Origin of the sequence: uncultured Bacteroides sp. (assembly GCF_905207245.1) — a bacterium.
Lineage (GTDB): Bacteria > Bacteroidota > Bacteroidia > Bacteroidales > Bacteroidaceae > Bacteroides.
The window spans coordinates 1-23,091 of sequence record NZ_CAJLKP010000062.1 but is presented as its reverse complement, the minus strand read 5'-3'; the positions used below and the strand labels follow the sequence as shown (position 1 = coordinate 23,091).

The window sequence follows — 23,091 nt, the reverse complement described above, 5'->3', positions numbered from 1 at the left end:
TACCAAGTCCGTACTATCTCCGTATGTTATAGGCACGGAGATAGTACGGAGAAGATACGGAGCAGACACGGAGAAGATACGGAGCAGGCACGGACTTGCTACGGAGATGCTACGGACCTGTCTCGATCCGGATGTATTGAGAGGCAGATTTCTTGCTTGTGAAACTTGAATAAATAACATAAAACTATTATTTCATGAATAAACGAATTTTATCAGTTTTTGTTTTCAGTGCCGCTTTGTTTTCCATGCAGGCACAAGACGGGAAGGGTGGTATCAGCGAAACCATGCTGAACCAGATTAAACAGAGTTACCAGGGGACTACCGCCGATAAGGCCTTGCGCAACGCTATTGGCAACAACGACATCCGCAAACTGGCCCTTAATCAGGAGAATCTGACAGGTATGGATACTCATTTTTCCGTGAAAGTAAACTCCAAAGGAATTACAGACCAAAAATCTTCCGGTCGTTGCTGGCTTTTCACTGGGCTGAACGTGATGCGTGCCAAGACTATTGCCCAATATGGCTTCCAGTCTTTTGAATTTTCGGAGATTTATCCTTTCTTCTGGGACCAGTTGGAGAAAGCGAACCTTTTCCTGCAAGGTGTAATCGACACAAGCAAGAGTCCGATGACTGACAAGACTGTGGAATGGCTTTTTCAGCATCCGTTGAGCGATGGAGGAACGTTTACGGGGGTTGCCGATATCGTCAGCAAATATGGTCTGGTGCCTAAAGAGGCGATGCCGGAAACGAACAGTAGCGATAATACGGCGCGCATGGCAAACCTCATTTCCCTGAAACTGAAAGAATACGGATTACAGTTGCGTGACCTTGCTTCCAAGGGGGCAAAACCTGACGCGCTGAATAAGGAAAAAACAACGATGCTCGGCACCATCTATCGCATGCTAGTGTTGAATCTTGGAGTTCCGCCCACGGAATTTGACTATGTACGCAAAGATGCCAAAGGCAATCCCGCAGAAACAGAACATCATACCCCGATGTCTTTCCTGAAAAAATATGGTGACGAAAACCTGCTGACCAACTACGTGATGGTGATGAACGACCCTACCCGTGAGTACTACAAATGCTATGAGATAGACTATGACCGCCACCGCTATGACGGCAAGAACTGGACATATGTCAACCTGCCTGTAGAGGACATCAAGGAAATGGCCATCGCCTCCCTGAAAGACAGTACCATGATGTATTTTTCCTGCGATGTGGGCAAGTTCCTGAACTCAGAGCGTGGACTGCTCGATGTGAAAAACTATGATTACGAATCATTGATGGGCACCACTTTCGGCATGGATAAGAAACAGCGTATCCAAACCTTTTCCAGTGGCTCCAGCCATGCAATGACCCTCATGGCAGTGGACTTGAATCAGGACGGACAGCCTGTGAAGTGGATGGTGGAGAACAGTTGGGGTCCCGCAAGCGGTTACCAGGGACACCTGATTATGACTGACGAATGGTTCAACGAATATATGTTCCGTCTGGTGTTGGAAACCAAATATGTGTCTGCCAAAGTGATGGATATATTCAAGCAGAAGCCTATCCGTCTGCCGGCATGGGATCCGATGTTTGCGGAAGAAAATTAGAAATAATTATTGCAAGGGCTAATAAAATTATTGCAAGGGCAAACCGAATTATTGCAGTGGCATACTATTTTAGCCCCTTTTCAGTAGCCCTATTGTTGTCGTGCTCGTTAACGAAAGGAATTGCGGAAATTTATCCGTAATTCCTTTCTTTTTTGCTCTTTATTCACGTTCTTTTTTGCTACTTTTGCGGCAAATTAATGAAACCATTATTTTATATAAACGCATGGCAAATGTAATTAAGTTACGTAAAGGCCTTGACATCAACCTGAAAGGCAAAGCTGCTCAGGAGTTAAAGTCTGTGAAAGAGCCGGGATTCTACGCATTGGTTCCCGAGGATTTCACGGGTATCACTCCGAAAGTGGTGGTCAAAGAACAGGAATATGTGATGGCCGGAGGACCCTTGTTTATCGACAAGAATCATCCTGAATTGAAATTTGTTTCGCCCGTAAGCGGCGTAGTGACAAGCGTGGAGCGCGGTGCACGCCGCAAAGTGCTGAACATTGTCGTTGAAGCTGCTGCTGAGCAAGACTATGAAGAATTCGGTAAGAAGGACGTGAATGCCCTGAACGGTGAGTCAGTGAAAGCTGCATTGCTGGAAGCAGGTATGTTCGCTTTCATCCGTCAGCGTCCCTACGACGTGATTGCTGACCCTACGATGTATCCGAAAGCCATCTTCATTTCAGCCTTCGACAGTAACCCGCTGGCACCCGATTTCGAGTTCGCCCTGAAAGGCGAGGAAGCAAACTTCCAGACAGGACTTGACGCTCTTGCCAAGATGGCAAAGACGTATCTGAGTATTAGTGTGAAACAAAAGGCAGCAGCGTTGACGCAAGCCAAGAATGTGACGATTACCGCATTTGACGGACCGAACCCGGCCGGAAATGTAGGCGTACAGATAAACCACATTTCCCCTATCGTGAAGGGTGAAACCGTGTGGACAATCGGTGCGGAAGCAGTCATCTTCATCGGTCGTCTGTTCAACACTGGTCGTGTGGACATGACGCGTAAAGTAGCTGTGACAGGTTCCGAAGTGTTGAAACCTGCATACTGCAAACTGAAAGTAGGCGCCCTGCTGACAAACGTATTCAGTGGAAATGTGACCACAGGCAGAGACTTGCGCTACATCAGCGGCAATGTACTTACAGGTAAACAGGTAAGCCCGAACGGCTTCCTCGGCGCTTTCGACAGTCAGCTGACAGTAATTCCCGAAGGTGACGACATCCATGAAATGGCAGGTTGGATTATGCCGCGTTTCGATCAGTTCAGCGTAAATCATTCCTATTTTAGCTGGTTGATGGGCAAGAACAAGGAGTATGTACTTGATGCACGTGTCAAAGGCGGCGAACGCCACATGATTATGTCCAACGAGTACGACAAGGTATTCCCGATGGACATCTTCCCCGAATATCTGGTGAAGGCTATCATTGCAGGCGACATCGACCGCATGGAGGCCCTGGGCATCTACGAAGTAGCTCCCGAGGATTTTGCCCTTTGCGAATTTGTATGCTCTTCAAAGGTAGAAGTTCAACGTATTGTTCGTGCCGGGCTCGACATGCTTCGTGCTGAAATGGCGTAATTCAATTAAAAATTAAGAATTAAAAATTAAAAATGAAAGCGTTAAGAAATTATCTCGACAAGATAAAGCCGAACTTTGAAGAGGGCGGTAAATACCACGCATTCCAGTCTGTGTTCGACGGATTCGAGACATTCCTGTTCGTCCCCAACAGGACTTCGAAATCGGGAACGCACATTCACGACGCTATCGACAGCAAACGCATTATGTCGATGGTGGTCATTGCGTTGATACCGGCGTTGTTGTTCGGTATGTATAACGTGGGTTATCAGCATTTCCATGCTACCGGCGCTACTGGTAGCTTTATCGAATTGTTTGCCTACGGTTTCCTGGCTGTATTGCCAAAAATCATTGTATCTTATGTAGTAGGTTTGGGTATTGAGTTTGTTGTGGCTCAATGGAAGAAAGAAGAAATCCAGGAAGGTTTCCTTGTTTCCGGTATCCTTATCCCTATGATTGTTCCGGTGGATTGTCCGCTGTGGATTCTGGCAGTGGCTACTGCATTCTCTGTAATCTTTGCTAAGGAAGTGTTCGGTGGTACGGGTATGAACGTATTCAACGTTGCCTTGATTACCCGTGCATTCCTGTTCTTCGCATATCCCACCAAGATGTCCGGTGATGCCGTATGGGTATCGGGTGATTCTATCTTCGGCATGGGACAGGCTGTTGACGGATTGACCGTAGCTACTCCTTTGGGTGAAGCTGCCACTACAGGTGCCGTTCCGCCTTTCTCCTGGGATATGGTGACGGGGCTGATACCGGGTTCTATTGGTGAGACGAGTGTAATTGCCATTGCCCTCGGTGCTATCCTGTTGCTGGTAACGGGCATTGCAAGCTGGAAGACGATGTTCTCCGTATTCGTAGGTGGTGCATTCATGGCTTGGGTGTTCAACACAGTTGGTCCTGACACTCCGATGGCTCAGATGCCTTGGTACGAACACCTCGTGCTGGGTGGTTTCTGTTTTGGTGCCGTGTTCATGGCTACCGACCCCGTAACTTCGGCACGTACCGAGACGGGTAAGTATATCTTCGGTTTCCTGATTGGCGTCATGGCCATCGTGATCCGTGTACTGAACCCCGGTTACCCCGAAGGTATGATGCTCGCCATCCTGCTGATGAATATCTTTGCTCCGCTGATTGACTACTGTGTAGTACAGGGCAACATCAGCCGCCGCGAGAAACGTGCAATCAAGTCTAACAATTAAAATACCCGAAGAAAATGAATACCAATAGTAATAGTTATACTATCATTTATGCTTCGGTAATGGTTGTTATCGTTGCATTCTTGCTGGCATTCGTTAGTTCCTCACTGAGAAGCATTCAGGATAAAAACGTGGAACTGGATACGAAGAAGCAAATCCTTGCTGCATTGAACATTAAGAATGTTGCGGATGCCGAGGCTGAATATAATAAATATGTAAAGGGAGACATGCTGATGAACGTGGACGGTACATTGACCGAAAACACAGGCGCATTTGCTACCGGTTACGAAAAAGAAGCTAAAGAACACCAACGCCTGCACGTATTCGTGGCAGAAGTGGACGGAGAAACGAAATATGTATTCCCTGTTTACGGTGCTGGTCTTTGGGGCGCCATCTGGGGTTATGTTGCACTGAACAGTGATAAGGATACCGTTTACGGTGTTTACTTCTCTCATGCCAGTGAAACTCCGGGTCTGGGTGCTGAAATCGCAGGTCAACACTTTCAGGATGAATTCCTGGGCAAGAAGACACTGGATAACGGTGAAGTTGCCCTGGGTGTTGTGAAAAACGGCAAGGTAGAGAAACCTGAGTTTCAGGTGGACGGTATCTCCGGCGGTACGATTACTTCTGTAGGTGTGGATGCTATGCTGAAAACTTGTCTGAATAGTTACAAGAGTTTTTTAACCAATAATGATGAGGAATAAGGATATGGGACAGTTATTTTCGAAGAAAAACAGAGAAGTATTCTCTAATCCGCTGGGTATGGACAACCCCGTTACCGTACAGGTGCTGGGTATCTGTTCTGCACTGGCTGTAACTGCCAAGCTGGAACCCGCCATCGTAATGGGGCTTTCGGTAACAGTGATTACGGCTTTTGCCAATGTGGTGATTTCGTTGCTGCGCAAGACTATCCCCAACCGTATCCGTATCATCGTTCAGTTGGTTGTGGTAGCCGCCCTGGTAACCATTGTGAGTGAAATCCTGAAAGCGTTTGCTTACGACGTAAGCGTACAGCTTTCCGTTTATGTAGGTTTGATTATTACAAACTGTATCCTGATGGGACGTCTGGAAGCATTTGCCATGCAGAACGGTCCTTGGGAATCCTGCCTTGATGGTATAGGTAATGGTTTGGGATATGCCAAGATTTTGATTATCGTAGCTTTCTTCCGTGAGCTGTTGGGTTCCGGTACGTTGCTCGGCTTCAACATCCTGAACCACGAATGGTTGACGAATATAGGTTATGTGAACAACGGCTTGATGCTGATGCCGCCGATGGCGTTGATTATCTGCGCTTGCATCATCTGGTATCAGCGTGCACGTCACAAAGAGTTGCAAGAAAAGTAATATAAATGAAGAATGAAGAATGATGAATGAAGAATTGGCGGCACTATGGCGCTGCATAGAAATTCTTAATTCTTAATTCTTAATTCTTAATTCAAAGAATTATGGAACATTTAATAAGTTTATTTGTCCGCTCCATCTTTGTGGACAACATGATATTTGCGTTCTTCCTGGGTATGTGCTCTTACTTGGCTGTATCCAAGAACGTGAAGACTGCCGTAGGACTGGGCATCGCCGTTACTTTCGTATTGGTGGTTACGCTTCCGGTCAACTATTTGTTGCAGACCAAGGTGCTGGCTGCTAACGCTATCATTCCGGGCGTTGACCTCAGCTTCCTCAGTTTTATTCTTTTCATTGCCGTAATTGCCGGTATCGTGCAGTTGGTGGAGATGATTGTAGAGCGTTTCAGCCCGTCGCTGTATGCTTCACTGGGTATCTTCCTGCCATTGATTGCTGTGAACTGTGCCATCATGGGTGCTTCGCTCTTCATGCAGCAACGCATCAATGTAGGTGAGAGCGATCCGAAATATATCGGTGATATATGGGATGCTATCTCTTACGCACTGGGTTCCGGTATCGGTTGGTTGCTCGCCATCGTAGGTTTGGCGGCTATCCGCGAGAAGATGGCTTACTCTGACGTTCCTGCTCCGCTGAAAGGCTTGGGCATCACGTTCATTACAGTAGGCTTGATGGCAATGGCATTCATGTGTTTCTCTGGTTTGAACATCTAATAAAGAAAGGAATAAAACAATGGATATAAATTTAATATTAGCGAGCATTGGAGTATTCCTGGTGGTTATTCTGCTGCTTGTCGTTATCCTGTTGGTTGCCAAGAATTTCCTGGTACCCTCGGGTAATGTAAAACTGACTATCAACGGCGACAATGTGCTGGACGTAGAGTCCGGTTCCACGTTGCTGAATACGTTGTCTATGAACGGTGTATTCCTTTCTTCCGCTTGTGGTGGTAAGGGTTCTTGCGGACAGTGTAAATGCCAGGTGCTGGATGGTGGTGGCGAAATTCTGCCGTCCGAAGTTCCTCACTTCAGTCGCAAACAGGTACAAGACCATTGGCGTCTGGGTTGCCAGGTGAAAGTGAAGAGCGACATGGGCATCAAGATTGACGAGTCTGTGCTCGGTGTAAAAGAGTGGGAGTGCGAGGTTATCTCCAACAAGAACGTGGCTACGTTCATCAAAGAGTTCATCGTTGCGTTGCCTAAGGGCGAACATATGGACTTCATCCCGGGTTCTTATGCACAGATCAAGATACCTAAATACTCAATGGATTATGATAAGGACATTGATAAGAGCCTGATTGGTGACGAATACCTGCCGGCATGGGAGAAGTTCGGCTTGCTGGGCTTGAAGTGTAAGAACGAAGAAGAAACCATTCGTGCCTACTCTATGGCCAACTACCCTGCCGAGGGTGACCGTATCATGCTGACGGTGCGTATTGCTACGCCTCCGTTTAAGCCGAAAGATCAAGGTCCGGGATTTATGGACGTACCTGCAGGTATTGCTTCTTCTTACATCTTCACCTTGAAACCGGGTGATAAAGTAATTATGAGCGGTCCTTATGGAGACTTCCACCCGATATTCGACTCTAAGAAGGAAATGATGTGGGTAGGCGGTGGTGCCGGTATGGCTCCGTTGCGTGCACAAATTATGCATATGACGAAGACGCTGCACACTACAGACCGTGTGATGAACTACTTCTATGGTGCACGTGCATTGAACGAAGTGTTCTATCTGGAAGACTTCCTGCAAATTGAAAAGGATTTCCCGAACTTCAAGTTCCATCTTGCACTGGACCGTCCCGATCCGGCAGCCGATGCAGCGGGCGTGAAGTATACAGCAGGCTTCGTTCATCAGGTGATTTACGAAACTTATCTGAAAGATCACGAAGCTCCCGAAGATATCGAATACTACATGTGTGGTCCTGGCCCGATGTCGAAGGCTGTTGAGAAGATGCTCGACGATCTTGGCGTTCCGGCTCAGAACCTGATGTTCGATAACTTTGGCGGATAAGCTGAAACTTCAAAGTTTATAAAAGACTTCGATATTTTAGAAAACTCCTGCATGGCTACGGCTACGCAGGAGTTTTTTTGTTATCTTTTGATAAGATAAGCTGCATTTCGGCATAACTTTTTCATGTAAGCATGAAAGTTCTGCACTCAAATTGCATTATCTTTGGCTCGTCATAGAAAAAATCATTATGGAAATTCAAGATATACTCAGGAATCTGCAAATAGAACAACTCACCCCGATGCAAGAGGCAACGCGGGAGGCTTATCGTGAAAACAAAGATTTAGTATTGCTTTCGCCCACAGGATCGGGCAAGACATTGGCTTTTCTTCTTCCATTGGTGCAATCGCTGAAGGCGGAAGTGCAAGGTGTGCAGGCTGTTGTTCTGGTGCCTTCGCGCGAACTGGCGTTGCAGATTGAAACAGTTTTCAAATCTATGGGAACTCCATTTAAGGCAATGAGCTGTTACGGTGGTCGTCCTGCTATGGAGGAACACCGGACGATGAAAGGCATCAATCCCTCAGTTATCATCGGCACACCGGGACGAATGAACGACCACCTGCGGAAAGAAAACTTTGATGCGAACACTGCCACCACATTAGTAATAGACGAGTTTGATAAATGCCTCGAATTCGGTTTTCATGATGAGATGGCGGAAGTTATAGGGCAGTTGCCTTCATTACGAAAACGAATATTGCTTTCGGCAACGGATGCAGAAGAAATTCCTCAGTTTGCCGGAGTAGGGGATGATTCTCAACTTATCAAGCTTGATTTCCTTGATCCGGAAGCCCTTGCGCCACGCTTGCGGCTTCATAAAGTCCTTTCTCCGGAGAAAGACAAACTGGCAACTTTGTATGATCTGCTTTGCACACTCGGACATCATTCAACCCTTGTGTTCTGCAACTATCGCGAAAGTGTGGAACGGGTAACAGCATATCTGCAATCAAAGAAATTTCCTTGTGATATGTTTCATGGCGGTATGGAGCAACCCGACCGTGAACGTGCACTCTATAAATTCCGCAATGGTAGTTGTGCTGTACTGATTTCTACCGACCTTGCTGCCCGTGGACTGGATATTCCCGGCATTGAGAACGTAGTTCACTACCATCTACCGGTGAACGAAGAAGCCTATACACACCGCAACGGACGTACGGCACGTTGGGAAGCGGATGGGAATTCCTATATCATCTTGCATGCCGAAGAGCGTATTCCTGAATATATCCCCGAAGACATCGAAGTTTTCGAATTTCCGGAAGTACTTCCAAAGCCTGCCAAGCCCCGTTGGGCTACCTTATATATAGGTAAAGGAAAAAAGGATAAACTGAATAAAATAGATATCGTCGGTTTCCTATATAAGAAAGGTGGAATGGCGCGTGAAGATGTAGGACAGGTAGATGTGAAAGAGCACTATGCTTTTGTAGCTGTCCGCCGCAGTAAAATGAAACAGTTGCTTACCTTGATACGTGGTGAGAAAATTAAGGGTATGAAGACGATAATTGAGGAAGCAAAGTAGTCTTTTCTTATAAATATTCACTTTTCTTGCGTTTATAGTTTTGAATGTGAAGTAATAAATCCGCATTACTTTTAGTTTCTCCAAAAGTAGGGTTCTTGATAAGTATGGATAACAAAATGGTGCATATATCCTGTATAAACCATAAAAAAGTAAGCTAAATGCGGTGTAAAAATAGAATTTCATTATGAAAGGTTTGTTTTAAAGAAATATTTCCGTAATTTCGCAAAGTCGAAAGACATTAATGAACGAAATTGTATAACCAAAACAAACTTCAAATGAAAAAGCATAATTTCAATGCAGGACCTTCTATTCTTCCTCGTGAGGTAATTGAGGATACGGCAAAAGCTATTCTCGATTTCAATGGCTCAGGTCTCTCACTGATGGAAATCAGCCACCGTGCTAAGGACTTCCAACCCGTTGTGGACGAAGCCGTGGCACTATTCAAAGAATTACTCAATATCCCTGAAGGGTATTCGGTATTGTTCTTGGGCGGTGGTGCCAGTTTGGAATTCTGCATGATCCCCTTCAACTTCCTCGAAAAGAAAGCTGCTTACCTGAACACAGGTGTATGGGCCAAGAAGGCCATGAAAGAAGCCAAAGCATTCGGTGAAGTAGTTGAAGTCGCTTCTTCCGCAGAGTCTACTTATACTTATATCCCTAAAGATTACACTGTACCTGCTGATGCTGATTACTTCCATATCACCACCAACAACACTATTTATGGTACTGAACTCAAGGAAGATCTGGATGTAAATGTTCCGATGATTGCTGACATGTCTTCTGATATTTTCTCCCGTCCTATCGACGTGTCTAAATATATCTGTATCTATGGTGGTGCACAAAAGAATCTGGCTCCTTCCGGCGTAACATTCGTTATCGTGAAGAATGACGCTTTGGGTAAGGTATCCCGTTATATCCCGACGATGCTGAACTATCAGACCCATATCGACAGCGGTTCTATGTTCAATACTCCTCCGGTTGTTCCTATCTATGCTGCATTGCAGACTTTGCGCTGGATCAAGGCACAGGGTGGTGTGAAAGAAATGGAACGCCGTGCCATAGAAAAGGCTGACATGCTGTATGCTGAAATCGACCGTAACAAAATGTTCGTAGGTACTGCCGCTCAGGAAGACCGTTCACGTATGAACATCTGCTTCGTGATGGCTCCCGAATACAAAGAACTGGAAGCTGACTTCATGAAGTTCGCTACTGAAAAGGGTATGGTAGGTATCAAAGGACATCGTTCAGTAGGTGGTTTCCGTGCATCTTGCTACAACGCTATGCCGAAAGAAAGCGTACAGGCTTTGATTGACTGTATGCAGGAATTTGAAAAACTTCATTAATAATATTATATTCACCACAGAGTACACAGAGATCGCAGAGGATAATAAATAAAAAACTCTGTGTACTCTGTGTCCTCTGTGGTGAGTCTTTTTTTAATATCATAAGAATCATGAAAGTATTAATTGCAACCGATAAACCGTTCGCTAAAGTAGCTGTAGACGGTATTCGCAAAGAGATTGAAGCCGCAGGTTACGAACTTGCCTTGCTGGAAAAATATACAGAGAAAGCCCAGTTGCTGGACGCTGTGAAGGATGTTAATGCCATTATTATTCGTAGTGACATCATAGATGCCGAAGTGTTGGATGCTGCCAAAGAATTGAAGATTGTGGTACGTGCAGGTGCGGGTTACGATAATGTAGATCTGGAAGCTGCCACTGCTCATGGAGTATGTGTAATGAACACTCCGGGACAAAACTCTAATGCCGTAGCTGAACTTGTTTTCGGTCTGCTGGTGATGGCTGTCCGCAATATGTATAATGGTACTTCTGGTACGGAACTGAAAGGTAAGAAGTTAGGTATTCACGCTTATGGTAACGTAGGTCGCAATGTGGCCCGTGTAGCCAAAGGCTTTGGTATGGAAATCTATGCTTACGATGCTTTCTGTCCGAAAGAAGTGATTGAAAAAGACGGCGTAAAGGCGGTTGATTCTGCCGAAGAGCTTTACTCTACTTGCAATGTTGTTTCATTGCACATTCCGGCTACTGCCGAAACTAAGAACTCCATCAATTATGCTTTGGTGAACAAGATGCCGAAGGGTGGCGTATTGGTGAATACAGCCCGTAAAGAGGTTATCAACGAAACAGAATTGATTCAACTGATGGAAGAACGTGCTGACCTCAAGTACATGACCGACATCATGCCTGCTGCCAACGAAACATTCGCAGCAAAGTTTGCAGGACGCTACTTCTCTACGCCGAAGAAGATGGGTGCACAGACTGCCGAAGCTAATATCAATGCAGGTATTGCTGCCGCTCAGCAGATTGTAGGCTTCCTGAAAGACGGTTGTGAGAAATTCCGCGTTAATAAGAAATAAGAATGAATAGTAAAACTGCCTATAAATTTGCAGTAATCTATCTGACGATAGGTGCCGGTATATTTGCATTGAGCAGTATACTCAGAAAAGAACTTTCAGATTTCGCCCTCGGCTTTTGCGAGGGCGTATCTGTTGTGCTGATAGTAGGTAGTGCCATCTATTTGATAGTGCATTTCATGAAAAAGAAATCTCAATAATCCATTAAAAACACACCTTGACTTATGGCTATAATTAAACCTTTTAAAGGAGTTCGTCCTCCGCAGAACCTGGTGGAACAGGTTGCTTCCCGTCCATACGATGTGCTGAACTCGGCAGAAGCGCGTGAAGAGGCGAAAGGAAACGAAAAATCTTTGTATCATATCATTAAACCCGAAATAGATTTTCCGGTAGGTACTGACGAACACGATGAATGTGTTTATCAAAAAGCTGCCGAGAACTTCCGGATGTTTCAGGACAAAGGTTGGCTGGTGCAAGATGATAAAGAAAACTATTACGTCTATGCGCAGACCATGAACGGGAAGACGCAGTATGGTCTGGTAGTTGGTGCCTATGTTCCCGATTATATGAATGGCGTTATCAAAAAGCATGAACTGACCCGCCGTGATAAGGAAGAAGACCGTATGAAGCATGTCCGCGTGAACAATGCCAATATCGAACCGGTGTTTTTTGCATATCCTGATAATGCTACTCTGGATGCTATTATTGCTCATTATACAGCCGGAAAGCCGGTATATGACTTTATCGCTCCCGGTGATGGTTTTGGTCATACTTTCTGGATTATCAATAAGCAGGAAGATATTGATGCAATCACTAAGGAATTTGCTAAGATGCCTGCCCTCTATATTGCCGACGGACACCACCGTAGTGCTGCCGCCGCTTTGGTAGGAGCTGAGAAAGCCAAGCAGAATCCTAATCATGCCGGAGACGAAGAATATAACTACTTCATGGCAGTTTGCTTCCCTGCCAACCAACTGACAATTATCGACTATAACCGTGTTGTTAAGGATTTGAACGGTTTGACACCGGAGCAGTTCCTGGCTGCTGTCAGCAAGAACTTCACGGTTGAGGAGAAAGGAGCGGATATTTATAAACCTTCCGCTTTGCATAATTTCTCCCTTTATTTGGATGGCAAGTGGTATAGTCTGACAGCTAAACCGGGCACATATAATGATAATGACCCGATTGGCGTACTGGATGTTACTATTTCTTCTAATCTTATTCTGGATGAAGTACTCGGTATAAAAGACCTCCGCTCTGATAAACGTATTGATTTTGTCGGTGGTATCCGTGGCCTGGGCGAGTTGAAGAAACGGGTGGATAGTGGCGAGATGAAGGTAGCTTTGGCACTTTATCCGGTCAGCATGAAACAGTTGATGGACATTGCAGATACAGGCAACATCATGCCTCCCAAAACAACGTGGTTTGAACCGAAATTACGTTCGGGACTGGTTATCCACAAATTGGATTAAAACTATTATGTGAAAAAGAAAAACGAGGATGTTCCTTTCGACGGACATCCTCGTTTCTTTTTAAGAATGATGCTTGTAATATCGTTTTCTCATCCATCGGTCGAACAGGACAAACAACGGAATTGTAATAAGTATCAGCACCCAGAATGCCGGTATCTGAATATTGTCAGGTTTCAGGTTCGCCGTAGGAGTGAAGGCTTCTCTGATGACATCGCCAAAGTAAGTGGCTAATCCGGCAATGCAACACCCTACTAAGAATACAGAAGCAGCTATTGTGGCAAATAAAGTTCTTCGTTCCGATTTCTTTTCCCGCAGACGTATAGCCTCTTCCACCTTCCTCATGGTGCGGTAAGCAAAGTTGGAAGGCAGGCGAAATCCGTTTTCCTCTTTTACGGCTCTTTTCAGTCCTTTATCTTTTTGTTCTTCGTTCATACTTCCTCTTGTTTAATGAGTACATATATCTTTTTGCGTATGCGATGCAATTTTACTTTTGCATTGCTTTCTGTCAGGCCCAGAATCAGGGCGGTTTCATTCATCGTCTTTTCTTCATAGTAGAATAGAGTAATCAAGGCACGTTCGTCAGAGTTCAGTTTTTCTATGGCTCTGTTTAGTTTGATAATCATTTCTTCACTTTCGTCGTTCAGTGTTTCATCAACCTGCTGTTCCGAGATATTGGCGAGTAACATATCATCCATGGCAAAGGTATCAAATTTCCTTTTACGGGCAGCCGAAATAGCCGTATTATAAGCAATGGAATATATCCATGTGGAAAAAGAGCTTTCGGCTTTGAAAGAAGAGAGGTGCTGGAACGCTTTCAGAAAAACGTCTTGCGTCAGTTCTTCGGCATCTTCCTGATTGCAGATGATGCGGGCAATCAGGGAAAATACCTGTTGACCGTACTGATTCAAAAAGTTTTCGTACAGAGCAGTTTCTCCTTTCAATATTCGTCGGATAATATGTGTTTCGTTATTCTCCATTTTGCTCTTTAGACGCAACTCTATATATAAGGTTACAGAATCCGGAAAGAAATATTTTTTTTCGCAGAATGTGTAACCTCACAAAGAAGCCTGCGTCTAAAGTGTACAAAGGAACAAAAATACTAATTTAAAACGAAACGAATATGATGGATTTTATTATGGTGCCTACGATTATGGCAATCATTACTTTAGGAATTTACAAACTGTTTGAATTGTTTGTATGTAAGAAGGAGCGCCTGATGCTGATTGAGAAGATGGGGGATAAGTATGTCCCGGATGTGGCTTGTATGCCGAAACTTTATGGCAATTTTTCTTTCTCGGCATTGAAATTAGGATGCCTGCTGGTGGGCATGGGATTGGGATTGTTGATAGGCTTTGTAATTTGCACGTCGGCAATTCCCGGATACTTGGATAAGGATGTGGACAACTGGCGAGTTTATCGTGAGACGGTATCCTTGGTTTATGGAGCTTGCGTGCTTTCGTTTGGAGGTATCGGGCTTATCACAGCCTTTATTGCAGAGTTGAAGCTCAGTAAGAAATAATCGCTGGAATTTAGGAATTTTCTTATGATAAAAAAGAGTTGTCAGTCATTGGCAACTCTTTTTTGCGTTAAGAGAGAACCTTAAGGATTATCTGTGTGTTACTATATTAGTAAATAACCTAAACCAGATAAGAATATGGATAAAAAAGAAGAAAAGGCTCTCGAAGATAAGAGCAAGATGCAGAAAAATGCTGAAGAAACATTACCTGGACGACAATTGGGATTATATTCCAAGGTCGATAAGAAGGAAGTGCGCAATATGGTTTCCGAAATAAACCCGGATAAGAATAGTTTGGGCAGCAGAGGATAGTTTTGTTTTTATTGACTATCTTTGCAACGCATTTAAAGTTTATAGAACAATGAAAACAAAGAAACGCAGGGATGCCATATCAGCATTCAAGGAAGCGAACCGCTTGATAGAGCTGGAACGCAATGGCGGGCGTTGGATTGCAAAGGACCGTCCGCATAAAAACAAGAAGAAGTATTGTCGTAAAGATAGTAAGAAAGAGTTGTCACGTATCATCGATGGCAGCTCTTTTTGTTTTATATCACTCTTTTTGTTAACTTCGCCGTTTCTAAAATCAAAAAATTATGTTTCGTAAACTTGTAGCAATAGAACCCGTAAGTCTGATTCCGTCAGCAGAAAAAGCACTGCATTCGTATGCAGAAGAGGTAGTGATGTACCCTGATGTTCCGGCAGGGGATGATGAAATTGTAGCGCGTATCGGAGACGCCGATGCTGTGCTTCTGAGTTATACTTCCCAGATAAACAGGAGTGTGCTGGAAAAGTGTTTGGATATTAAATATATCGGCATGTGTTGTTCATTATATTCGCCCGAGAGTGCCAATGTGGACATTCGTTATGCAAGCGAACGGGGAATCACTGTAACCGGTATCCGGGATTATGGTGATGAAGGTGTTGTGGAATATGTAGTCAGTGAACTGGTACGTTGTCTGCATGGATTCGGTCAGGAACCGTGGGAGGAAATGCCCCGGGAGATTACAGGGCTGAAAGTGGGTGTTATAGGACTAGGCAAGTCCGGTGGTATGATTGCCGATGCATTGAAATTCTTTGGGGCGGATATCGCCTACTTTGCCCGTAGTGAAAAAGAGGATGCGGTTGCCAAAGGATATCGTTTCTTACCGTTGGAGGAACTTCTTGTCCAAAGCGAGGTTGTTTTCTGCTGTCTCAATAAGAATACAGTACTGTTGCATGAGACCGAGTTCGGACAACTTGGAAATAAAAAGATATTGTTCAATACCGGGCTGTCTCCAGCGTGGGACGAGCCTGCGTTCGTAAAGTGGTTGCAAGGGGATAACCTTTGTTTCTGTGATACAGTGGGGGCTTTAGGCGGAGTACATCTTTTAAGCCATCCGCATGTCCGCTGTATGCAGGTATCTACAGGCCGCACCCGTCAGGCGTTTGACCGCCTGAGCGAGAAGGTACTGGCCAATATAGAAGCATATAACTGCCGCTAATAGAATCAGAAAAATACAATCGGTGATGTAATATTGAGCAGGGTGTTCACCACAGACCACCCTGCTATTTCAGCCGTGGCGCTGTACACATCGATTACGGCATGAACCTGGTCATTTTTTATTTCTACCCTTTGCGTATCTCCCACAAATCCGGGGGTGGACTGCATAGACATTTGCATATTTTCGGGACCAACGGAAGCCAGTGAGGCGGCAACGGCTACATTGACTTTAGTCGGGAACATGGCGATGGCTTCAGTGGCATTTCCTGAGAAAACGACACGTTGTTCCGTTTGCAGAGCTTCATCATATACGGCAGTTCCTTTCAAAGCATTAGGACCCTTTTCATTAAAAAACTTGGCGGTTGCATTTCCCATCAGAGAGGCTGTGCGCAGCACATCAAATCCGCCGGTAGCCCCGGACACGATGTATACACGCGTACCATTTGCTTGGGCTGTCTCTATCACTTCCTGGTAGAAAGCTGTGTCTGCCAGTGCGCCGATAGACAAGGTGACGATGGAAGTACCGTTCTTCAAGGCGGGCAATGCAAACTCCTTCATGGCAGCAGGAGAGGCTGCTTCTACCAGATAATCCGGCTTTAGTGCCAGTAAATCTTCAGGGGTAGTGCATGCCACACAGGATTTTCCATGTTGCTGCATTTTAGTAACAATGCGTTCAGCTTTTTCTGCAGTACGTGAATATACTCCTATCAAATCATAATCAGGCAACAAGCCATTGACAACTGCATCCGAAACTATTCCGGCGAGTCGTCCACATCCGACAATAACTAATTTTTTCATGGGGCAAAGATACCGCTTATTCATATAATCTCCAAAATCATGATATGAGCTTAGTCCGTTTTTGGGCAGCTATTATAAATGTTGTACTTTTGCAGAGCAGAAGACACTAAATTAATAATAAGATATGGGAAGAAAAGAAGCATACAAGTTACAGAATGAAAGTTATCTGGAAACATTGCGTACAGAGGGAGATATAAAGGAGTTACCCTGTGGCATTTTATATCGGATATTGGAAGAGGGTACCGATGGCAATACTCCCCGCTTGAATAGCATCGTGACGGTACACTATAGGGGCACTCTGATAAACGGCCGTGAGTTTGATAACTCCTGGAAGCGGAATTGCCCTGAGGCTTTTCGTCTGAATGAAGTTATTGAAGGCTGGCAGATAGCCCTGCAACGAATGCATGTAGGAGATTATTGGATTGTTTATATTCCCTATACAATGGGATACGGTACACGTGCCAGTGGACCTATTCCTGCTTTTTCCACTTTAATATTTGAGGTTAAGTTATTGGGAATTGCGTAATACCGTATAGTTATGAAAATATTAATAATCAACGGAAGTCCCCGCAAGCAGGGACATATTTCGAAAATGCTGCAATGGATGGAAGCAGAAGCTAAGGGCAACGGTGGTGATGTTTCTGTTATAAGGGTGGCCGACTTGAGTATTCGTCCTTGTATCGGATGCATGAGTTGCCGTGAAAAATTGAAGTGTTGTCTGCCGGAAGATGATGCGCAACGGGTTTTGAAACAGATAGAAGAGGCCGATGCTTTGATTATTGGTGCTCCCTGTTATTGGGGAAATCTACCCGGACAACTGAAAGTGATGTTCGACCGTATGGTGTATGGCATGATGGGGGAGACTTCACGAGGTATTCCTATCGGTTTGCATAAAGGGAAGAAAGCGGTTATTGTAAGTACCTGTACCACCCCGTATCCTTTTAATATATTTTTCAACCAGACGAGAGGAGTAGTGAAAGCATTAAAGGAGATTCTGAAATGGAGCGGTTTTAAAGTCGTTTCAGCCATTGAAAAAGGCGGAACGAAACAACATCCCGGATTGACGGAGCGGGAAATAAAACGTTGTCGTAAAGTAGTACATAAGCTATAGAAAAATAGCTTCTACCGTCTGTTGGATGTTTTTACGTGCAACATCCGGTTGCATGGCTTGCTCTAATGATAAAAATGGGGGATTGATAGAGAATACTCCTTGAAATCCCGCTTGTTGTAATTCTGCTGCATCTTCTACTTTGCCTGCCAGCAAGATGACCGGAATATCTTGTCGACGAGCCTCAGCGAGTATCCCCGAAGGTACTTTACCCATCAATGTTTGCTTATCGGCTTTACCTTCCCCAGTGATAATTAAATCGGTTCCCTTTATTTTATTGCTGAAATCAAGTGTATCCAACAGCAGTTGTATACCGGGTTTCAGTTCTGCATTCAGGAAAGCCAGCAAACTACCTCCCATACCTCCGGCAGCACCTGCTCCGGGGTAATTGGAAATATCTTTTCCTGTTGCATGGCGGGTCACTTCTGCAAAGTGTCGCAATCCTGCATCTAATATTTCTACCATTTTCCTGTCTGCTCCCTTTTGGGGTGCAAAGACATATGCAGCACCTTCCGGACCATAAAATGGATTTTGTACATCGCAGGCAACCGTAAAATGACAGCTATTCAATGCCGGATGAATGTGGGTAATATCTACTGTGTCCACTTTGGTCAATGATTCTCCGTTACCGATTCCTGATTCTTTTCCTTCTTTGTCTAAGAACCGGAATCCTAATGCCTGAAGCATTCCAAGTCCGGCATCATTTGTTGCACTGCCACCGATGCCAATGATAAAGTTGCGGCAACCGCGCTCCAATGCATTACGGATAAGTTCACCGGTGCCATAAGTGGTAGTCAACATTGGATTTCTTTTCTCCGGCGGAACTAAAGGTAAGCCGCTGATACTTGCCATTTCTATGAAAGCTGTTTTCCCGTCTTCCGAAATGCCATAATAAGTATCATGCCACTCCATGAGAGGACTGTGAGCAGAGATATGAATCATTTGTCCGTTTGTTGCCGCAATCAGGACATCCAACATCCCTTCACCACCATCGGCTATGGGCAGACAAAGAATCTCACATTTCGGGTATACGGAACGAATACCCTCGGCAGCAGCTTTTCCAGCCTCTGCCGAGGGTAAACATCCTTTAAAGGAGTCAATGGCTATGACTACTTTCTTCATTTATCTTTAAACTTCTTCTATATCTTCCAGTTTATCTTCAACTATTGTTTCTGTTTTTGCTAACTTCTTGGTGTTATTGGCAATAACTGCCAAAGCGCGATATAGCTCTGCAAGCAGTCGGGCAAATACAACAATCAGGAAACCGTATATCGGCATGAGGAAGAAGATACCTGTAGATACCGGCATGATATATTGTAACTCATTGGCCGCAAAGAGTGCGATAATCAGTGAGCAGAGCGTACCAATAACACCGATATAAATTCCGAGCCATTCACCTATTGTCTGTGTCAGATGGGATACGACAGGGATAGCGATGAATTCGTTGTTTTCTTGAATAATGTCTTTCAATTTATTTTTCCGGTTCATCCAAAGCAGATAACTGCCCCATGCACCACCGCATAGAATAATAAATATCAGAATAAAAGCAAAGATTGCTTTCCCTTTAGCAAACTTGAAGAAACCCATGTCAATGACTTTCACCAGTATTGCAATAGGAAACAGCAGATTTAGTACGGCAAAGATGACATAGAGCCAGCGGAAAGGTTCACGGAAGAAGCGTCCATTGTCGATGTACCCCAATAGAGGGTCGAGGAAGGTAAACAGCTTGTTGTTCATAGCGATAAGTATTAGTAATAAAGGATCTTGTTATTCTTAAATTACAAGCATGAGATCCTGATACATACCCATAATCTGTTTTTTCCTATTGTTATGTTTTACAAATATAATAAATATATCATAAAGATAAACATCTATGCTCTTTTTCGAGCAAAAAAGTTAAATAATCCCTATCTTTGCAGCATGAGTGAAGATACCTACAAAACCATAAACGCCCCTTCCGAAGGGATTTACACCGAGAAGCGTAGCAAATTCATTGCTATCGCTTTGCCTGTGCGTACTGTCGATGAGGTAAAATCGCATCTGGAAACTTATCAGAAGAAATATTATGATGCCCGCCACGTCTGCTACGCCTATATGTTGGGAGCCGAACGTAAGGATTTCCGTGCCAATGATAACGGAGAACCTTCCGGTACGGCAGGAAAACCTATCCTGGGACAGATTAATTCCAACGAACTGACTGATATACTGATTATCGTTGTCCGCTACTTCGGTGGCATCAAGTTGGGGACGAGCGGACTGATTGTCGCCTATAAAGCTGCTGCTGCCGAAGCGATAGCTGCTGCTGAGATTATAGAAAAAACGGTGGATGAAACGGTGGCATTCCTGTTTGAATATCCTTTTATGAATGACGTGATGCGCATTGTCAAGGAAGAAGAACCGGAAATGCTGGAACAGTCCTATGATATGGATTGCCGCATGGTGCTTCGTATCCGTAAGTCGATGATGCCGAAGCTGAGAGCACGTCTGGAAAAAGTAGAGACATTGCGCTTCGAAGAAGATGCGTAATGTCTCAGCTCCCCGGAGAATCTCTCCGGTACGTCTATTTCAAAGATAAATCGTTATAGTGGATTTTCCGGTGCGTACCATCGCAGAAGGGCTGTTTATAGGAGCGTCCGCAACGGCACAAGGCGATTCTTCCTGTCCGTACTTCTGCTTTCCCTTCCCGGTCAATTAACTTGAAATTGCCTTCTACAATGAAAGGCCCGTTGGGTGTAGCCGTGATGGCTACTGTCTTTTCTTCTTTTTCCATATCATCGGGTTTTAAATGTTCAACGTTTCAAATAGAACGTTTGCGCATGGAAATAGTTTGTCCATTCACTTTTTTTGTATGGATTTCCTTATCTTTGTGCACATTTATAAAAAAGATATAGATATATGGCATTTGAAGCAACAAAGCGTGAGTTGGGCGAACTCTACACATTCTTTCGCCTGTTGGCGGACGGAAAAGTTTCATTGGGCACATCGCAAGCCCGCAGGGTTGAAATGGAGGGCTGGCCCGTGGCACTGATACAAAGGGAAGAGCATGACGGCACACGTCGTTATTATATAGAACAGGAAAATGTTCGCATTGTCAGTGGTGCGATGAATGCAGCTACATTCGTTGCATCTGATAAAGAAGAGCAATGTGTGCCCCGTGAAGACTTTGACGGGGCGGCAGAGCTGATACTTGAATTGTTGAAAACAACTGTCGGGTCCGATATGGTTGAAGTTCCCGAAGGTTTGGAAGGATTTCTGGATGCCATCAACATCTACGACCTGGAGGCGAAGACGGAAGACCGAACGGACTTCTCCATTGCCTTCTGGCATGCTGAAGCACCGTTGACGGGATTTAATGTCCGTTGCCGGCTCAGTGCGATGAACCCGTTGCTGGATGGCGGGCGCACGGCAAACCTGAAACTGGAACAGTCGGGCATCAAGTTTGCTACGCCTACGGTGAACAAGATAAATGCTGTGCCGGAATCTCCTACAGAGGTAACAGAGCGCATGTTGATGATTGAGCGTCTGGGCGGAGTGCTGAAATACTCCGATGTGGCGGACCGCGTGTTCCGTTGCAACCTGCTGATGATTGATTTGCACTTCCCCCGTATGTTGGCGGAGATGGTGCGCATGATGCACCTCGACGGTATTTCCCGCGTCAGTGAGTTGACGGAACGCATCAAAGAGATAAATCCCCTGAAGATAAAAGATGAGTTGATTAACAAACACGGCTTCTACGAGTTTAAGATGAAGCAGTTCTTGTTGGCACTTGCCCTGGGCATGCGTCCGGCAAAGATTTATAGCGGTACGGACTCTGCCGTAGAAGGCATTCTGCTGGTAAATGCGGCAGGGGAGGTGCTTTGCTATCATCAATCGGAGCGCCACACGTTTGCCGATTTCCTCTACCTGAACACTCGCTTGGAGAAAGGTTCGGTAGATAAGGATAAGTATGGTTTCCTTGAAAAAGAGAACGGTGTGTATTATTTCAGACTGAATGTGAAGATTGGGTTGACAAAAAAATAATGCGTATGAATGAAGTTTTAAAAGCCATCAAGTCGCGTCGCAGTGTACGCGCTTATACAGAACAACAGATTTCGCAGGAAGATTTAAGCGCCATTCTGGAAGCGGCAACTTATGCCCCCAGTGGTATGGGGCTCCAGACGTGGCATTTCACCGCTATTCAGAATGGCGCTGTACTGGAAGAACTGAACGAAAAGATTAAAGGTGCTTTTGCCAAGAGCGATGAACCCCGTTTGCAGGAACGCGGACATAGCCGGACGTATTGCTGTTATTATCATGCGCCTACGCTTATCATCGTTTCCAACGAACCGACACAGTGGTGGGCAAGCATGGATTGCGCCTGTGCCATGCAGAATATTTTCCTTGCAGCCAAGTCGCTCGGCATCGGTTCCTGCTGGATAAACCAGTTGGGACAAACTTGTGATGATCCTGATGTGCGTGCTTTCCTGACGAAGCTGGGCATCCCCGAAAATCACCGCATATATGGTTGTGCCGCTTTAGGCTATGCTGCTGCCGCTCCGATGAAGGAAAAGAAACTGGCGGAAGGCACTGTGACGGTTATTAAGTGATACGAGCTCGTTTGTTCTTCCTGTTTACTTCTATTTGCTGAATTTATTTGTCATTTCTCGTTTCGTGCAGAGATATGAGATAACGATGTCTGGATTGAGTGTTTTGCCTTCTTGCGGTGCTTGACGAAAAAGAATGCAGGGAATCTTTATTGGGAAAATGCAAATAGAAAGCGTATGTGGGAAACAGGGGAGATATTGTATGGCGATATTCTTGTAAACGATTCAATATGTCTGTTTAAGGTGATTTTTTTATCAAATAGACTTGATGGAAATGAACGGGATACGTCGGAAAGTAGCGGATAAAATCCTTTTCTGAGGAAGTTTACGCTCATATTTCGGGCAAAACACCCTTTTATCCGGTAGGGCTACACCCTTTTAAGCACATGGCTACACCATCTGGGGCATATAGTTATACCCTTTCGGGTAAATGGTGTAGCCCTTTTTCAACCGTAATCTTTGTAGTGTACTGAATAAGTTGACACTTCTAAAATTAGAAATTCATATGGAAGCA

General features: G+C 44.8%; 27 protein-coding genes. 21 read left to right on the top strand and 6 right to left on the bottom strand.

Annotated features, from left to right (window positions below):
- Positions 1 to 194: 194 nt before the first annotated feature.
- The 12 genes from QZ135_RS17345 to QZ135_RS17290 all read left to right on the top strand — a co-directional run bounded on the left by QZ135_RS17345 (position 195) and on the right by QZ135_RS17290 (position 13,092).
- A complete protein-coding gene (locus tag QZ135_RS17345; protein ID WP_294612047.1) occupies positions 195 to 1,595 on the top strand; it encodes a C1 family peptidase in 1,401 nt (466 codons plus the stop codon).
- 223 nt (positions 1,596 to 1,818) lie between these two features.
- On the top strand, positions 1,819 to 3,171 hold the full coding sequence (locus QZ135_RS17340) for a Na(+)-translocating NADH-quinone reductase subunit A (protein ID WP_009128511.1): 1,353 nt from the start codon (positions 1,819 to 1,821) through the stop codon (positions 3,169 to 3,171).
- A 32-nt stretch (positions 3,172 to 3,203) separates the two neighbouring features.
- On the top strand, positions 3,204 to 4,373 hold the full coding sequence (locus QZ135_RS17335) for an NADH:ubiquinone reductase (Na(+)-transporting) subunit B (protein ID WP_294612044.1): 1,170 nt from the start codon (positions 3,204 to 3,206) through the stop codon (positions 4,371 to 4,373).
- A gap of 14 nt (positions 4,374 to 4,387) precedes the next feature.
- The gene (locus QZ135_RS17330) at positions 4,388 to 5,074 is read left to right on the top strand and encodes a Na(+)-translocating NADH-quinone reductase subunit C (protein ID WP_294612041.1); all 687 of its coding nucleotides are present in this window, start codon (positions 4,388 to 4,390) and stop codon (positions 5,072 to 5,074) included.
- A 4-nt stretch (positions 5,075 to 5,078) separates the two neighbouring features.
- Positions 5,079 to 5,714 (top strand): NADH:ubiquinone reductase (Na(+)-transporting) subunit D, encoded by a 636-nt coding sequence (locus tag QZ135_RS17325; protein WP_025832034.1) that lies wholly within the window; start codon positions 5,079 to 5,081, stop codon positions 5,712 to 5,714.
- 101 nt (positions 5,715 to 5,815) lie between these two features.
- Entirely contained in the window at positions 5,816 to 6,442 is a 627-nt protein-coding gene (nqrE, locus tag QZ135_RS17320; RefSeq protein ID WP_294612037.1) for an NADH:ubiquinone reductase (Na(+)-transporting) subunit E, read from the top strand.
- A 19-nt stretch (positions 6,443 to 6,461) separates the two neighbouring features.
- Positions 6,462 to 7,736 carry an NADH:ubiquinone reductase (Na(+)-transporting) subunit F gene (gene nqrF, locus QZ135_RS17315; protein WP_294612034.1) on the top strand — a complete coding sequence of 425 codons (1,275 nt, stop codon included), beginning with the start codon at positions 6,462 to 6,464 and terminating at the stop codon, positions 7,734 to 7,736.
- Positions 7,737 to 7,923: 187 nt separating this feature from the next.
- Positions 7,924 to 9,246, top strand: a complete 1,323-nt coding sequence (locus tag QZ135_RS17310) for a DEAD/DEAH box helicase (protein ID WP_294612031.1) — start codon at positions 7,924 to 7,926, stop codon at positions 9,244 to 9,246.
- A gap of 275 nt (positions 9,247 to 9,521) precedes the next feature.
- Positions 9,522 to 10,589 (top strand): 3-phosphoserine/phosphohydroxythreonine transaminase, encoded by a 1,068-nt coding sequence (gene serC, locus QZ135_RS17305; protein WP_025832041.1) that lies wholly within the window; start codon positions 9,522 to 9,524, stop codon positions 10,587 to 10,589.
- 110 nt (positions 10,590 to 10,699) lie between these two features.
- Positions 10,700 to 11,623, top strand: coding sequence for an NAD(P)-dependent oxidoreductase (locus tag QZ135_RS17300; protein WP_294612027.1), 924 nt, complete (start codon positions 10,700 to 10,702; stop codon positions 11,621 to 11,623).
- A gap of 2 nt (positions 11,624 to 11,625) precedes the next feature.
- Positions 11,626 to 11,820 carry a hypothetical protein gene (locus tag QZ135_RS17295; RefSeq protein ID WP_294612024.1) on the top strand — a complete coding sequence of 65 codons (195 nt, stop codon included), beginning with the start codon at positions 11,626 to 11,628 and terminating at the stop codon, positions 11,818 to 11,820.
- 24 nt (positions 11,821 to 11,844) lie between these two features.
- Positions 11,845 to 13,092, top strand: a complete 1,248-nt coding sequence (locus QZ135_RS17290; RefSeq protein ID WP_294612022.1) for a DUF1015 domain-containing protein — start codon at positions 11,845 to 11,847, stop codon at positions 13,090 to 13,092.
- Between the two features lie 60 nt (positions 13,093 to 13,152).
- On the opposite strand, the gene QZ135_RS17285 is transcribed toward QZ135_RS17290, so the two are convergent.
- Both QZ135_RS17285 and QZ135_RS17280 read right to left on the bottom strand, forming a co-directional pair.
- Positions 13,153 to 13,524: a hypothetical protein gene (locus tag QZ135_RS17285; RefSeq protein ID WP_294612019.1), complete on the bottom strand. Its 372-nt coding sequence runs from the start codon at positions 13,522 to 13,524 to the stop codon at positions 13,153 to 13,155.
- A complete protein-coding gene (locus QZ135_RS17280) occupies positions 13,521 to 14,069 on the bottom strand; it encodes an RNA polymerase sigma factor (RefSeq protein WP_294612016.1) in 549 nt (182 codons plus the stop codon). The genes QZ135_RS17285 and QZ135_RS17280 overlap by 4 nt, the downstream gene beginning before the upstream one ends.
- Positions 14,070 to 14,212: 143 nt before the next feature.
- On the opposite strand from QZ135_RS17280, the gene QZ135_RS17275 reads away from it, so the two are divergent.
- From QZ135_RS17275 to QZ135_RS17260, 4 genes are all read left to right on the top strand, one after another.
- Positions 14,213 to 14,611 carry a DUF6249 domain-containing protein gene (locus tag QZ135_RS17275; protein WP_007663356.1) on the top strand — a complete coding sequence of 133 codons (399 nt, stop codon included), beginning with the start codon at positions 14,213 to 14,215 and terminating at the stop codon, positions 14,609 to 14,611.
- 135 nt (positions 14,612 to 14,746) lie between these two features.
- Positions 14,747 to 14,920 (top strand): hypothetical protein, encoded by a 174-nt coding sequence (locus tag QZ135_RS17270; RefSeq protein ID WP_289124167.1) that lies wholly within the window; start codon positions 14,747 to 14,749, stop codon positions 14,918 to 14,920.
- Positions 14,921 to 14,969: 49 nt separating this feature from the next.
- Entirely contained in the window at positions 14,970 to 15,212 is a 243-nt protein-coding gene (locus tag QZ135_RS17265) for a hypothetical protein (RefSeq protein WP_294612005.1), read from the top strand.
- A complete protein-coding gene (locus QZ135_RS17260) occupies positions 15,202 to 16,089 on the top strand; it encodes a D-isomer specific 2-hydroxyacid dehydrogenase family protein (RefSeq protein WP_294612001.1) in 888 nt (295 codons plus the stop codon). The genes QZ135_RS17265 and QZ135_RS17260 overlap by 11 nt, the downstream gene beginning before the upstream one ends.
- 5 nt (positions 16,090 to 16,094) lie before the next feature.
- Here QZ135_RS17260 and QZ135_RS17255 read toward each other — a convergent pair whose 3' ends face one another.
- Positions 16,095 to 16,886, bottom strand: a complete 792-nt coding sequence (locus tag QZ135_RS17255; RefSeq protein ID WP_294611998.1) for an aspartate dehydrogenase domain-containing protein — start codon at positions 16,884 to 16,886, stop codon at positions 16,095 to 16,097.
- A gap of 124 nt (positions 16,887 to 17,010) precedes the next feature.
- On the opposite strand from QZ135_RS17255, the gene QZ135_RS17250 reads away from it, so the two are divergent.
- Both QZ135_RS17250 and QZ135_RS17245 read left to right on the top strand, forming a co-directional pair.
- A complete protein-coding gene (locus QZ135_RS17250) occupies positions 17,011 to 17,412 on the top strand; it encodes an FKBP-type peptidyl-prolyl cis-trans isomerase (protein WP_294611995.1) in 402 nt (133 codons plus the stop codon).
- Between the two features lie 12 nt (positions 17,413 to 17,424).
- Positions 17,425 to 17,997, top strand: coding sequence for a flavodoxin family protein (locus tag QZ135_RS17245; protein ID WP_294611992.1), 573 nt, complete (start codon positions 17,425 to 17,427; stop codon positions 17,995 to 17,997).
- On the opposite strand, the gene QZ135_RS17240 is transcribed toward QZ135_RS17245, so the two are convergent.
- Entirely contained in the window at positions 17,992 to 19,116 is a 1,125-nt protein-coding gene (locus QZ135_RS17240) for a glycerate kinase (protein WP_294611989.1), read from the bottom strand. The two genes, QZ135_RS17245 and QZ135_RS17240, sit on opposite strands and share 6 nt — an antisense overlap.
- A 6-nt stretch (positions 19,117 to 19,122) precedes the next feature.
- On the bottom strand, positions 19,123 to 19,731 hold the full coding sequence (locus QZ135_RS17235; protein WP_294611986.1) for a hypothetical protein: 609 nt from the start codon (positions 19,729 to 19,731) through the stop codon (positions 19,123 to 19,125).
- Positions 19,732 to 19,914: 183 nt separating this feature from the next.
- Here QZ135_RS17235 and QZ135_RS17230 point away from each other — a divergent pair, with 183 nt between their 5' ends.
- Positions 19,915 to 20,520 (top strand): YigZ family protein, encoded by a 606-nt coding sequence (locus QZ135_RS17230; RefSeq protein WP_294611983.1) that lies wholly within the window; start codon positions 19,915 to 19,917, stop codon positions 20,518 to 20,520.
- A 34-nt stretch (positions 20,521 to 20,554) separates the two neighbouring features.
- Here the strand turns inward: QZ135_RS17230 and QZ135_RS17225 are convergent, their stop codons facing one another.
- Complete coding sequence (locus QZ135_RS17225) at positions 20,555 to 20,764, bottom strand: CDGSH iron-sulfur domain-containing protein (protein WP_294611980.1); 210 nt, start codon at positions 20,762 to 20,764, stop codon at positions 20,555 to 20,557.
- A 125-nt stretch (positions 20,765 to 20,889) separates the two neighbouring features.
- Between QZ135_RS17225 and QZ135_RS17220 the strand changes: the two genes are divergently transcribed.
- Together QZ135_RS17220 and QZ135_RS17215 are read left to right on the top strand one after the other, a co-directional pair.
- Positions 20,890 to 22,014, top strand: coding sequence for an HpaII family restriction endonuclease (locus QZ135_RS17220; protein WP_294611977.1), 1,125 nt, complete (start codon positions 20,890 to 20,892; stop codon positions 22,012 to 22,014).
- Positions 22,014 to 22,580, top strand: a complete 567-nt coding sequence (locus tag QZ135_RS17215; RefSeq protein ID WP_294611974.1) for a nitroreductase family protein — start codon at positions 22,014 to 22,016, stop codon at positions 22,578 to 22,580. Before QZ135_RS17220 ends, QZ135_RS17215 begins: the two co-directional genes overlap by 1 nt.
- Positions 22,581 to 23,091: the final 511 nt, after the last annotated feature.